The 12,941-nt window shown below is 65.9% G+C and carries 12 protein-coding genes; all 12 read right to left on the reverse strand.

Annotation, left to right across the window (positions count from 1 at the left end; all coding sequences use genetic code 11):
- Nucleotides 1–69: 69 nt before the first annotated feature.
- Complete coding sequence (locus ABD53_RS04790; protein WP_047864609.1) at nucleotides 70–813, reverse strand: GNAT family N-acetyltransferase; 744 nt, start codon at nucleotides 811–813, stop codon at nucleotides 70–72.
- A gap of 5 nt (nucleotides 814–818) precedes the next feature.
- Complete coding sequence (folD, locus tag ABD53_RS04795) at nucleotides 819–1,661, reverse strand: bifunctional methylenetetrahydrofolate dehydrogenase/methenyltetrahydrofolate cyclohydrolase FolD (RefSeq protein WP_047864610.1); 843 nt, start codon at nucleotides 1,659–1,661, stop codon at nucleotides 819–821.
- A 10-nt stretch (nucleotides 1,662–1,671) separates the two neighbouring features.
- Complete coding sequence (locus tag ABD53_RS04800) at nucleotides 1,672–3,294, reverse strand: putative manganese-dependent inorganic diphosphatase (RefSeq protein WP_047864611.1); 1,623 nt, start codon at nucleotides 3,292–3,294, stop codon at nucleotides 1,672–1,674.
- Between the two features lie 97 nt (nucleotides 3,295–3,391).
- Nucleotides 3,392–5,629, reverse strand: coding sequence for a DNA helicase PcrA (gene pcrA, locus ABD53_RS04805; RefSeq protein ID WP_047864612.1), 2,238 nt, complete (start codon nucleotides 5,627–5,629; stop codon nucleotides 3,392–3,394).
- Nucleotides 5,630–5,672: 43 nt separating this feature from the next.
- A complete protein-coding gene (locus tag ABD53_RS04810; RefSeq protein ID WP_053057683.1) occupies nucleotides 5,673–6,374 on the reverse strand; it encodes a class I SAM-dependent methyltransferase in 702 nt (233 codons plus the stop codon).
- 10 nt (nucleotides 6,375–6,384) lie between these two features.
- Nucleotides 6,385–6,843 carry an RrF2 family transcriptional regulator gene (locus ABD53_RS04815; RefSeq protein WP_053057684.1) on the reverse strand — a complete coding sequence of 153 codons (459 nt, stop codon included), beginning with the start codon at nucleotides 6,841–6,843 and terminating at the stop codon, nucleotides 6,385–6,387.
- A 212-nt stretch (nucleotides 6,844–7,055) separates the two neighbouring features.
- The gene (locus tag ABD53_RS04820) at nucleotides 7,056–7,781 is read right to left on the reverse strand and encodes a phosphate signaling complex PhoU family protein (RefSeq protein WP_047864613.1); all 726 of its coding nucleotides are present in this window, start codon (nucleotides 7,779–7,781) and stop codon (nucleotides 7,056–7,058) included.
- An 84-nt stretch (nucleotides 7,782–7,865) separates the two neighbouring features.
- Complete coding sequence (pstB, locus tag ABD53_RS04825) at nucleotides 7,866–8,630, reverse strand: phosphate ABC transporter ATP-binding protein PstB (RefSeq protein ID WP_047864614.1); 765 nt, start codon at nucleotides 8,628–8,630, stop codon at nucleotides 7,866–7,868.
- Between the two features lie 230 nt (nucleotides 8,631–8,860).
- Nucleotides 8,861–9,736, reverse strand: coding sequence for a phosphate ABC transporter permease PstA (pstA, locus tag ABD53_RS04830; protein ID WP_053057685.1), 876 nt, complete (start codon nucleotides 9,734–9,736; stop codon nucleotides 8,861–8,863).
- Complete coding sequence (pstC, locus tag ABD53_RS04835) at nucleotides 9,733–10,698, reverse strand: phosphate ABC transporter permease subunit PstC (RefSeq protein WP_235401342.1); 966 nt, start codon at nucleotides 10,696–10,698, stop codon at nucleotides 9,733–9,735. Before pstC ends, pstA begins: the two co-directional genes overlap by 4 nt.
- Before the next feature lie 154 nt (nucleotides 10,699–10,852).
- Entirely contained in the window at nucleotides 10,853–12,055 is a 1,203-nt protein-coding gene (gene pstS, locus ABD53_RS04840) for a phosphate ABC transporter substrate-binding protein PstS (protein ID WP_084709313.1), read from the reverse strand.
- Nucleotides 12,056–12,228: 173 nt separating this feature from the next.
- The gene (gene nth / locus ABD53_RS04845) at nucleotides 12,229–12,909 is read right to left on the reverse strand and encodes an endonuclease III (RefSeq protein ID WP_235401344.1); all 681 of its coding nucleotides are present in this window, start codon (nucleotides 12,907–12,909) and stop codon (nucleotides 12,229–12,231) included.
- Nucleotides 12,910–12,941 lie beyond the last annotated feature (32 nt).

Consider the following 12,941-nt stretch of genomic DNA (forward strand, 5'->3'; position numbering starts at 1 on the left):
TACCTGCTGCTATTAACCGGCTCTTATCAACCAGGACCCCGCTCTGCCGCGATCCCGGCCCCGTCCATCTTAGCGCACCGCTCCCGGGGCCGTATCTGTGTCACCGGCTCCCGGATGGAACACGGCGGCCTCGTCCACCGGCACGAAGCCAAGCCTGGCCGCGAGCGCGAGGGAGGCGGCGTTCGGCTCCTCCGCCCCCCAAACCGGGATGAGCCCCTCCCTCTCCATGATCCCGACCATGTAGGAGACGCAGGCCGTCGCCAGCCCGAGCCTGCGGAAACCCTCGGCGGTGGCTATGGATACGTCCCACAGGGTCTCCGTGCGGGCGGCGGCGTAGCAGAAGGAGACAGGGGCGCCCTCGAAGGTGGCGGCGGCCACGGGCGAGCGGCGGACGGCGATCCTCAGCTCCCGGCGCAGCTCCTCGGAAACCCCCTGTAGGGACTCCTCGACCTCGCGGTCCCCGATCAGCCGCACCGTATCCCCCGACGTCTCGGGTACTCGCAGGCCGTCGTCTCCGGGCAGGTGCAGGACGGCCCGCACGACCTCGTAGCCTGGCAGCGCCTCTGCCACGTACCCGCGATTCTCCGGGGCGCACAGCACGGCCCGCGCCCCGGAGAGCCCGAGAGCGGCCTCGCGGATGTCGCCGGCCGCCGGCTCTCCGAAGATGCAGACTAGCCCGTCCTCCGCGTCCGCCACCACGAACCCGTCGCCGGAGGCTCCGGACACCTCACCGCTGCCGGAGAGCAGCAGGGAGCGGGTTTCGAGCCAGCGGGGGGTGTTCGGGACCCTGCGCAGAAGCTCTGTATCCCGCACGGTGGCTATCTCCCCCTCGCCGCCTCCAGCGTGTTGTAGAGTAGCATGGCGCGGGTCATCGGGCCGACGCCGCCCGGGACCGGGGTAATGGCGGACGCCTTCGGCTCGACGGCCTCGAAGTCCACGTCTCCGGTAAGTCCGCCCTCCTCTGTGCGGTGGATGCCCACGTCCACGACGACCGCGCCTTCCTTCACGTGATCCGCGCCGACCACGCCGCGTTTTCCGGCCGCCACGACCAGGATGTCGGCCCGGCTGGTAACCTCGGCGAGGTCCCGGGTCCGGGAGTGACAGATGGTGACGGTCGCGTTCTCCCGCAGGAGGAGCTGGGCCGCGGGCTTTCCGACGAGGTTGGAGCGGCCCAGCACGGCCGCCCGGCGGCCCTCGATCTCGACGCCGCTGCGTTTTAGTAGCTGGAGCACGCCGTGCGGGGTACAGGGCAGCAGCGCGGGCAGCCCCAGCGCGAGCCGTCCCGCGCTCAGGGGGACGAGGCCGTCCACGTCCTTGTCCGGTGAGATCCCGGCCAAGAGCCCGTTCTGGTCTACGTGCTCCGGCAGCGGGAGCTGCACGAAAAAGCCCGAGACCTCCTCGGCGGCGTTAAGCTCCTCCACCAGCCGTTCGAGACCCTCCTGAGAAGCGTCCTCCGGGAATCGGTGGACGCGGGACTCTATACCCACCTCGGCGCAGTCGTTCTCCTTGTTGCGGACGTAGGTCACGGAAGCCGGGTTCTCGCCGACCAGGATCACGTCCAGCCTCACCGACACACCCTGACGCCCTAGCTCCGCCACCCGGCCCGCTACCTCCGAGCGGACCTCGGCGGCGATGGCCTTGCCGTCTATGATCTCCGCCATCCCGTACCCCCTAGAACGCCGAGAGCAGCTTCGGGGCGACCTGCTTCTTGCGGCTCATCACACCCGGCAGGTCTATTACGCCGCCGTCCGCCTCGGCCTCGAAGGCCCGCTCCACGGAGGCGCAGTCCCCGGCGCACAGGAGCTCGGTGCCCTGCTCGATGATGTCGGTGACCATGAGCGCCGTGAACAGGTAACCGTTCCGCTCGCGCTCTTTTTCGAGCGCCTCGAGCAGCTCGCCCTTGCGCTCCAGCAGACCGCTGCCGACCGTCTCCACCTGGGCGATGGACATCTTCGCGCCGCCGGAGACCTCGTACTCCTTGGCGTCCCGGGCCGCTATCTCCTCCGCCGACAGCCCCGAAACGTCCGAGGAGGCCTCGAACATCGCCATGCCGAACTCCTTGTGGTCCAGGTCTAGATACTCCTCCAGGTACTCGACCACCTCGTGGTCGCGGTCGGTGGTCGTCGGAGAGTTGAGGACTACCGTATCCGAGAGTATTGCGGAGAGGAGCATCTTCGCCGTGGACGCCTCGGGGTCGAGGCCGGTCTTCCGGAAACGCTCCGTTATGAGCGTCGCCGTGGAGCCCACGGGGTCGAAGGTCGCGGCTATCGGGGTCCGGGTCTGGATGTCGCCGACGTGGTGGTGGTCCAGTATCTCCACGACCTGCGCCTCCTCCACCCCGGCCACGCTCTGCCCGACCTCGGCGTGATCCACCAGTATCACGCGCCGGGGGTCCGGGTTCAGGAGGTTCGTGCGGGTCACGACGCCGAGGGGCACGTTATCCTCGTCAACCGCGATGGCGGCCCGGTAGTGGACCTCCATCACCCGGTCGGTTATGTCGGTCAAAAGCTCGTCGGGCGAGACGGTCAGGGGATGCTCGCTCATCACCTCCCCACACGGGACGGAGAGCTGGATCATGCGGCTCGTGACGTAGGAGTCGAGTGAGGAGAGCACGACGGCGGTACCGTTCCCGCGGGCCCTCTCCAGGACCTCCTCCTCCGGCCGGGCCCCGTTTGAGACCACGAGCACCCCGACCCCGAGCTCCAGGGCCCGGAGCTGCGCCTCCTTGCGGTCGCCGACGATCACCACGTCGCCCTCCCGCATGGTGCCCCCCATGGACTCGACGCTCATCGAGACCACCCACAGGGTGCCGAAGACGTCCTTGCCCTTGCCGGCGACCAGCTCGCCTTCGAGAACCTCGACTATCAGGTCCACGGATACGGGGGTCTCCGAGAAGCTCGACGCCCCGCGCGACTCGCGGATGTACATCCGGGCCAGGTCACGCTCGGTAATGATCCCGGCCAGGGTCCCGTCGTCGTCCACTATCGGGACCTGGCTTATGTTCTTCTGGGACATCACGAGCCCGACGTTGCGCAGCGGGTCGCGGGTGCCGGCGGTCGTGATCTCACCGCTCATCACATCCTTTACCCGCAGCATGATGTGCTTGATCTGCTTCGGAGCCCTGGCCCCGCTCTTGTCTAGCGCCCACTGGGTCTGGGAGTTGACCCGGCCCAGGCAGGCCGGAGCGTAGAGGTTGTCCGGGTCCACCAGGTTCTTGTACTCGGCGTACCCGATGGCCGAGGCTATGCTATCCGTGTCGGGGTTCTTGTGCCCCGTGATGTAGACGTGCGCCAATGCTCCTCCTTGTGCCACTCGCACCGCTTATCCCGCTCTACCCGTGCGTCCCTTGCCCGGCCTCCGGGCTCGCGAAACTCCCGAAGACTCCGGGGCCCTAGGAGACCTTGCTCAGGGGCGCGAGACCCGGCACGAAGGTCTTCTCCTCGGAGCCGAACCGCACGACCACCTTGCCGCCCCCGGTGGAGACGACCTCGCCCTCGCCGAACTTGCCGTGCCTCACCCGGTCGCCCTTCGAGAACCCTCCGTCTCCGGCGTCCCCGGCGTCGGAGGCGGCACTCCGGTTCCCTCCGCCCTTACCGGTGCCGGACGAGGAGAGCGCGCTGCCCCAGCCCCCGCGCCCGACGGTCTGCCCGGATCGCGAAGAAGCTCGCGAGGAGGAGCCTGGAGAACCGCCCATCGAACCCCCGACGCCGGACCGGAACTCGTCCGGGATCTCATCCAGAAAGCGCGAGGGCATCTGGTACTCCCGATCGCCGCCCCAGCTCGAACGCAGCTTGGCGTAGGTCAGGGTAAGCGTTTTCATGGCCCGGGTGATGCCGACGTAGGCCAGCCGGCGTTCCTCCTCGTCGTTCTGCTCGTCCAGCGAGCGCGAGTGCGGGAAGGTACCCTCCTCCATCCCCACGATAAACGCGTGCTCGTACTCGAGGCCCTTGGCGTTGTGCAGCGTCATCAGGGTCACCGTCCCGCCGGAACGGGCCGCGTCATCCAGCTTGTCGGATTCGGAGTACAGTGCCTGCTCCTGCAAGAAGCCGTCCAGCGTGGGCCCGGGCTCGGTGCGCTCGTACTCGGCGGCGGCGTTAAGTAGCTCGGCCAGGTTTTCCAGCCGCGCCTCGGACTCGACGGTATTGTCCTCCTGAAGCTCGCGCCGGTAGCCCGAGTCGTCGAGCACCGCCCCAATGAGCTCCGACGGCGGTATCTCCTGAGCGGCGACCCGCCAGCCCTCGAAAAGCTCGCGCACCGTGGCGCACGCCTTCTGCGCCTTGCCCGAGACCCCGGCCTCGGCGGGCTCATCCAGAGCCTCGTACAGCGAGATGCCGTTGCGGGCCGCGTACTCCCGCAGCTTCGCCACGGAGGTGTCGCCGAGACCACGTTTGGGGACGTTGACTATGCGCTCCAGGGAGACGGAGTCGGCGGGGTTTGCGATCACGGATAGGTAGGAGACGGCGTCCTTGATCTCGGCCCGCTCGTAGAACTTCTGGCCGCCCACGATCTGGTACGGCACCCGCTCGCGCGTCAGCACGTCCTCCAGGGCCCGGCTCTGGGCGTTGGTGCGGTAGAAGACCGCGACCTCGTCCCTCGAAGCGCCCTCTTCTACGAGCCGCTCTATCTCGGAGACCACGTATCGCGCCTCGGCGTACTCGTCGGCGGCGGTGTGGACCCGGATCTTCTCGCCTTCTAGCCCCTCAGTCCACAGCTCCTTGGCCTTGCGCGAGGCGTTGTTTGCGACCACGGCGTTCGCTGCCCGAAGGATAGTCTGCGTCGAGCGGTAGTTCTGCTCCAGGCGCACGACCTTGGCCTCGGGGTAGTCGCGCTCGAAATCCAGGATATTGCGTATATCCGCTCCTCGCCACGAGTACACGCTCTGATCGTCGTCACCCACTACACAAAGGTTGCGATGCGAGGCGTCGGAGGCAAGCAGGTTCACGAGCTTGTACTGGGCGTGGTTGGTGTCCTGGTACTCGTCCACGTGGATGTAGCGGAACTTGGTCATGTACCGCTCCTGCACGTCGGAGAACATCTCGAACAGGGAGACCGTGTTCATCAGCAGGTCGTCGAAGTCCATGGCGTTGTTCTCGTACAGGCGCTTCTGGTACAGGTCGTAGACCTCGGCGATGTTCTCGGCCATGTAGCCCTCGGTCCGGCGCAGGTAGTCGTCTGCGGAGAGGAGGGCGTTCTTTGCCGAGGAGATCTGGGACTGAAACGCCCGCGGGTTGAACCTCTTGGGGTCCTTGTTGAGGTCTATGATGCAGCGCTTGACGAGCCGCTGCTGGTCTGCGGCGTCGTAGATGGTGAACTCGCGCTTGTAGCCGAGCTTGTCGGCGTGCGCCCGCAGGATGCGCGAGCAGAAGGCGTGGAAGGTCGAGACCCACATCTTCTTCGCCTCGGGACCTACTAGCTCGGAGACGCGCTCTTTCATCTCGCGGGCGGCCTTGTTGGTAAAGGTGATGGCGAGTATCCCGTCGGGCTCTGCGAGGCCCTGATCCAGGATATGCGCGATGCGCTGGGTCAGCACGCGGGTCTTGCCGCTACCGGCTCCGGCGAGTATGAGTAGCGGGCCCTCGACGTGGGCGACGGCCTCTCTCTGGGCGGGGTTTAGCGAGTCCAAAAGCACTGCACGGGGAGTATAGCAGCGAGACGCGTCTCTGCTGCAGGGGTTAGCTCCGGTACAGGCGGTGGATCGTACTCCTCACCTCGGGCTCGCCCTCGACGGTGCGTACCGTAGCCTCCGACTCGAAGCCCCTGCGGCCCATCTCCTCGAGAAACTTTCCGGCCTCGCGGCGGCCCGGGTCGGCGAAGAGCGCCTCGCCCTCCGGTGTGAGCAGGGCCTCGACCACGTCCGCCAGAGGCTCGACGTTGCGCGGCTCGTACAGGACGTCGGCCCCGAGCAGCACGTCGAAGCGCCCGGCCTCCGTGGCGTCTCTCCAGGTCTCGGGGACACGCCAGTCGAGCATCGCAGCGGCGAACGAGCAGCCCGTGTTCTCCCGGGCGTTGTGGAGGGCGAAGTCCAGCGCGGCCTCGTAGTGGTCGGTGACGGTGACCTCCGCGCCGTTCGTGAGCGCGGCCATCGCCGGTAACCCGACGCCACAGCCGACCTCGACGACCCTCTTGCCCGAGAGGTCCATCCCGGAGACGTGGCGGGCGAGGGCGATGGAGCTCGGCCACAGGTCGGCCCAGTACGGCAGCCGCTCGTCGCGGTCGAACTCGGCCTCGTCTATCAGGGCGTCGGCGGTCTCGGGCTGGTAGACACGATACACCTTGCCGCCGACCATGACGGAGGGCGTGGTAATACCGGTCCTGCCGGCGACGTGCCGCTCCAGATTCCGCGAGTGCTGCTCCGGGCGATCCAAACGGTCCAAGTCGCGGCTGCTAGTTGCCGGAGGGATGGGCCACGGCGGCGTCGTGATCGGCGCGGCTCCGGCTCTCCTCCTCGGCGAGCTCGGCGATGGTGTAGCGGCCGAAGACGTCCTCTATGGCGACGCGGGCCTCGTCCCAGATCTTGCTCGTCACGCACAGCGGCGCGTCGGCGATGTAACACACCCCGCCGGCCGAGCACCGGGCCGGACGAACCTCGCCGTCAAGTATCTCGACGATGTCGAGGACCGTGATCTCCTCGGTGGGCACCGCGAAGCAGAAGCCGCCCCTGGCCCCCCGGCGGCTCTCCAGAATCTCCGCCCGCCGCAATTCGCCGAAGAGCTGCTCCAGAAAGCGCTCCGGTATCTTCTGCCGCCGGGCGACCTCCGAAACCCCTAGCGGGCTCTCGCAGCCTTCGACCGCAAGCTCCACGAGCGCCCTCACGGCGTACTTGCTTTTCTGGGTAAGCCTCAAAGTGAAAGAACCATCCACATCGTAGTGTAAGTTACCTTTTCCGCCGCCCGGGGGATTCCACAAACAGATTTCCAGACCCGGCGGCCGGAGCTTTATTTACGTGTAATTCTACCAGAGTCCCGGGGAGCCTAGCCAGAAATTTCGCCGGCCGGTGCAGTGAAAGAGATTGCTCGTCGTTATACTCGTTATACGTCAGTGTACGTCAGTGTACGTCAGTGGTCCTCTTCGTCCTCGTCTTCCTCGTCTCCCTCTGAGTGGAGGTCGCGGTCGAGGTACTGTCGCATGGCGCTCTCCATGCGTTCGCCGGTCACCAGAAAGACCGTACGGCCGCCGATGTCCACCCCGTGGTCGCTGATGCGTTCGAGGTAGTGGACTATGAGCGCGGCCCGCATGCGCCACTCCGGCGAGCCAGCCTCGGAGACGGCGGGGTTTACCACGAGGTTCATGGCCTCGGAGTAGAGGAGGTCCACCTTGTCGTCGGCGGCCTGCAGGTCGCGGGCCCGGTCTATGTCGCGGGCCTCGAAGATCTCCAGCCCCTGGTGAAACAGGCTCCGGGCGGAGCGGGCCATCTCCAGGAGGGCGACGGTGAGGTCCTCGTCGCGGTCCTGGTCGGCGGTGTCGGCGATTGCGCGGCAGATGTGCTCGCAGAGGGTGCCGACGCGCACGATGTGGTTGGTGACCGCCTGCACCGTATACACGAGCCGCAGGTCGCTCGCCACCGGGGCCTGGCGGGCCTGTATCAGCATGCACGCCTCGTCGATCTCCTCCCCCCGGGACTTGAACCGGGCGTCCACGCCGAGCTCTTGGCGGGCTATTCCGGCGTCCTGGGACTCCATGGCCTCGACCATGTTGCCCAGGCAGGACTCCACCTCCTGGCCGAGGGCTACGATCTCGGCGTAAAGCTCGTCAAGCTCTCTCTGGAAAGACTCGCGTGGCACTTCTACCTCCGGTACTGCTCTCTACGCTGATTAGTTACCCGGAGGAAGCCGGGGCCAAGCAACCCTACGCCCCTCCCTACGGGCCTAGCCGAAGCGGCCGGTGACGTAGTCCTCGGTCTCCTGGCGGGCGGGGTTGGAGAACATCTTTTGCGTCTCGTCAAACTCCCAGAGCTTGCCGGGCTGCCTCATACCGTCTATGTAGAAGAAGCCCGTGTAGTCCGAGGCGCGGGAGGCCTGCTGCATGTTGTGGGTGACGATCACGATGGTGTAGTTCTGCTTGAGCTCCAGCATCGCGTCCTCGATCTTCTGCGTGCTCATTGGGTCCAGGGCGCTCGCCGGCTCGTCGAGGAGTATGATCTCGGGCTCCACCGCCAGCGTGCGGGCTATACAAAGCCTCTGCTGCTGCCCTCCCGAGAGCGAGGTGCCGCCGGAGTTCAGCTTGTCCTTGACCTCGTCCCACAGCGCGGCCTGCTTGAGAGTCCGCTCCACGATCTCGTCCAGATCGCTCTTCTTGCGGCGCTTTTCGAGCTTGAGGCCGGCGACCACGTTGTCGTAGATGGTCATCGTGGGGAACGGGTTCGGCTTCTGGAAGACCATCCCGATCTTGCGCCGGATCTGGACCGGATCCAGGTCGGAGTCGTTTATGTCCCGGCCGTCCAGGTACAGCTTGCCTTCCATGCGCGCCCCCCGGACCACCTCGTGCATCCGGTTCAGACAGCGGATGTAGGTGGATTTGCCGCAGCCCGAAGGGCCTATGAGGGCCGTGATCCTGTTCCGCTCTATGTTCATGGAGATGTCGTCGAGAGCCTTGAACGAGCCGTAGTACGCCGCCAAATTCTCCGCGACCATCGCGTTATCCGGGGGGCCTTGCCGTGACTGCTGTGACGGCCTACTGAGCTCTCCGGCCTGTTCGTTGGGCTGAGACACACCCCGCTCCCGCTCTGTAGCTTTCCGGTCCGTTCGATTCGTTTTGCGGTCCGCCTTGCGATCCGCCTTGCGATCCAATCCGTCCGTCACCCTACATCAACCTCTCTCCGGTCGCTCGCCGACCACCACGCTCGCCAGACCGTACCTCTGCTCTACCGGGCACGGCGGCCCCTGAAGAGCACTCGCGCCGTCAAGTTTAACGCCACCACTATGACCAGGAGCAGCAGCGCCCCACCCCAGGCCGTCTCAAGAACCTCACCCTGGTAGGAGGATTGCGTGTACACGACGACCGGCAGCGCGGCCATCGGCCCCTCGAACGGGTTCAGGTTCGTGAAGTTGTTGGTCCCGACGGTAAACAACAGCGGCGCTGTCTCCCCGGCGGCCCTGGCGGTTGCCAGGATCACACCGGTTACTATCCCGCTCATGGCGGTCGGGACCACCACCCGCAGTATGGTCTTCCAGCGCGGCACACCCAGCGCCAGCGAGGCCTCCCGGAGATCCCCGGGCACGAGCGAGATGATCTCCTCGGTGGCCCGCGTGATCACGGGCAGCATGAGTATCGCGAGCGCCATGGAGCCGAAGATGGCCGCGTCCTCGCCCGTGGCCACGACGAACACGGCGTAGCCCACGATGCCGATAACCACCGAGGGCGCGCCGGTCATCACGTCGGCGACGAACCGCAGCGCGTCGCCCAGGCGGTTGTCGCCGTACTCGGCCAGGTAGATCCCGGACAATACTCCTACCGGGATGGCCATCAGCGCGGCGATGCCCACGATGATGCCGGAGCCGATTATGGCGTTGTATACCCCGCCGCCGTCGCCGTAGGTGGAGGGCGTGTCGGTAAAGAACTGCGCGTCCCAGGCCGGTATCCCCTTGAGAAACACCTCGATGATGATCGCGGCCAGCGGGATTATGGCGATGACGGTACAGGCGTACGCCAGCACGGTCATCGTCCTGTCGGCCAGCTTACGCCGCCGGTACTCTCCCGCGTTTCTCGTAGCTCTGGTAACGCCGCTCGTGTTGCTCATACGTTCGACTCCGAGGGTTGATTGCTAATACCGGAGACCAGCAGCCGGGCCCCCACGTTTATGAGGAAGGTGATCAGGAACAGTATCAGCCCGATCTCAAGCAGCGAGGACCGGAGCACGTCGCTGGTCGAGGCCCCGAACAGCGAGGCGATGGCCTGGGCCATCGAGGAGCCCTGCTGAAAGAGCGAGGTGAACATCACCTGGGCGTTTCCGAGCACGTAGGTCAGGGCTATCGTCTCCCCGACCGCCCGCCCGAGGCCGAGGAGTATCGCCCCGAGCACGCCGCTGCGGGCGTAGGGGAGCACCGCCGTCTTGAACATCTCCCAGCGGGTCGCCCCGAGCGCCAGCATGCCCTCGCGCTGGGTGTCAGGGACCGCGCTGAGCACGTCGCGCGAGATCGAGGCAACAGTGGGCAGGATCATGACCGAGAGCACCAGGCTCGCGGTAAATACCGTGGAGAGCACGAAGTCGCCCGCGAAGATTGGCGTCCAGCCGAGCGTGGCCTGCAGGGGCGGCACCACCCAGTCCCGCAGGAAAGGGGCAAAGACGAAAAAGCCCCAGATACCGTACACGATAGAGGGTATGGCCGCGAGTATCTCCACGATAAAGCCCACCACGGAGTTTATGCGCGGAGACGCTATCTCCACCAGAAAGGCCGCTATGCCGACTCCGATCGGGCCCGCCAGCAGTATCGCTATGCCGCTGGTGACCAGCGTGCCGTAGATGACCGTGAGCGCGCCGAAGACCTGATCTCCGTTGCTCCAGGTCGGATCCCAGAGAAAGCCGATGCCGAACATCTCGCGGGAGACCTCGCTCTGCCGCCACAGGACGACGAAGATCGCCAGGATGGCCAGCGGCAGTATGAGAGACAGCAGGAGCGTGAGCCCCTGGAATACGGTGTCGCCCTTGTTGCCCCGCCGCAAGTTCTTGAAAAGCTCGGAGATTTTCGAGATCGTGCTCAACCCGTTCCCCCCCTGGGGCGGGAATCGTCCGCTACCAAGATTACCAAGACCCTACTCTTCCCCTCTCGCGCCGCCGTGTAGACTAACAGTGGCAGATCCTTTCAAAAAGCTAATCCAAAAAGCTAGAGATGGCCTCCCCGCAGCCGCCCGGAGGTTATCCATCAGAGGTGGTCTCCCCCATCACCGAGCCGCCGGTAGTACCTTCACCCTCTATCGTGGTAGTGCCGCCTCCGGGGACACCGCTGTCCTTGTAGCACGCTTCGCCTCCGGCCTGCATCTTCTCGATCTGGCCCTGACTCTTCCGGGCCAGGCTCTCGGGTAGCGGCACGTAGTTGTTCTCGGGGGCGAGCTTCTGGCCGTCGGTGATCATGTAGTGCGCGAGCTTTGCGACTCCCCGACAGGTTGCGGCGTCCTCCATCCGGGTCCTGACCAGGAGCCAGGTTATGCTGGTGATCGGGTATATGTTCTCCCCCTGAGCGTCCGGCGTATACTGCGTGAGCACCTCGTCCAGCGAGGGCGGGAGCTCGTCGGAGACCGCGTCTATGGCGTTGGAGGCGGTGTCGGTGTCGGGCTTTACAAACGGCCCGTCCGGGCCGCTGGCGACGCTCGCGTAGGGCAGGCTGCCCCCGTCGCTCTCGGCGTACTCCAGCCCGACGTAGCCGATGGAGTTCTCGGTCTGGGAGATCTGCTGCGTGACGCCGTCGTTGCCCTCGCCGCCGACACCGACCGGCCAGTCTATCTCGTCGGAGACGCCGGGACCCTCGGACCAGGCCCGGCTCAGGCTCGCGAGGTAGGTGGTGAGGATCTCGGTCGTGCCCGAGCCGTCGGAGCGGTGTACGGCCGTGATCCCGGCGTCCGGCAACCGCGCCTCGGGGTTCAAGCCCTGTATCGCCGGGTCGCTCCAGTTGGTGATCTCGCCGAGGAAGATCCGCGAGACTACCTCGCCGGTCAGGTTCAGAGGCTGATCCTCGTCAAGACCGGGGACGTTATAGGCCATGACGACCGCGCCGCCGACCGCGGGTACGTGTACCGGCGAGCCGCCGGCCTGCCGCAGCTCTTCCTGGTCCATGGGGGCGTCGGAACCGGCGAAGTCCACGGTGTCGTTTATGAACTCCTCGCGGCCGCCACCGGAGCCGACGGGATCGTAGTTGACCTGTACGCCGGTCTCCTCGTTGTAGGCCTGGAACATCTGCTGATACACCGGGTCGGGGAACGAGGCTCCGGCACCGGACAGGTGTCTGACCTCGGAGTCTTCGCCTCCGCCAGCGCTTCCGTCTCCCCCGCAGCCGGCCACGGCCAGAGACAGCGCGACTATCACGCCTAAGGTGGGCACCCTCCACGGCGAGGTCTTTCTCAACCCGGCACTCTCCCTTCTCGCACTCGTCTACCGCCGGAGACACCCGGTGGAGGCCCCCTCGGAGTGAGCCGCAAGACCGGCCTTCCAAACGACACCGTGGATAATAGAACAGCGCCGCGCACCTTTGGTTGCACTCCCGTTAACCAGAGGTTAAATCGCGGTTAAACGGCAGTTCAAACTGTGGAAGAGGGACAGATGTCGTTCAGCACACAGGCGGGGCAATCGGGCTTTCGGGCCTTGCAGACGTTGCGGCCGTGGAAGATCAGGAGGTGCGAGAAGGCGGCCCAGTCCTCCTCGGGCACGAACTCGACGAGGTCGCGCTCCACCTTCTCTGGGTCGTCCTGCTCCGTAAGGCCGAGCCTTCTGGAGAGCCGTTTTACGTGGGTGTCCACTACGATTCCTTCGGGCTTGCCGAACGCGTCGCCGAGCACGACGTTCGCCGTCTTACGCCCGACGCCCGGCAACTTCACGAGCTCCTCGAGGCTGTCCGGTACGCGCCCGTCGTGGTTCTCGATCAGGCCGCGCGCCATGCCCTGGATGGACTTCGTCTTGTTGCGGTAGAAGCCGGCGGGGCGTATCTCCTCTTCGAGGGCCTCCGGCTCGACTCCGGCGTAGTCCCCGGCGGTGCGGTAACGCTCGAATAAGCCGGAGGTAACCTGGTTTACTCGCACGTCGGTGCACTGGGCGGAGAGGATGGTGGCGACCAAAAGGTCGAGCGGCGTGTCCCAGACGAGCTCGGTGCGGGCGTCGGGGTACTCGGAGCGCAGGCGGCTTATCATCTCCCCGACCGGCGCGGCCGCGTGCTGCCCCTCACCCTCCGTACCCCCCGTGGCTCCTGTAGAACGACTCCCCAAGACCTCTGGATTATATACTCCACAACTCCGTA

The sequence above is a fragment of the Rubrobacter aplysinae genome (assembly GCF_001029505.1).
Taxonomy (GTDB): domain Bacteria; phylum Actinomycetota; class Rubrobacteria; order Rubrobacterales; family Rubrobacteraceae; genus Rubrobacter_A; species Rubrobacter_A aplysinae.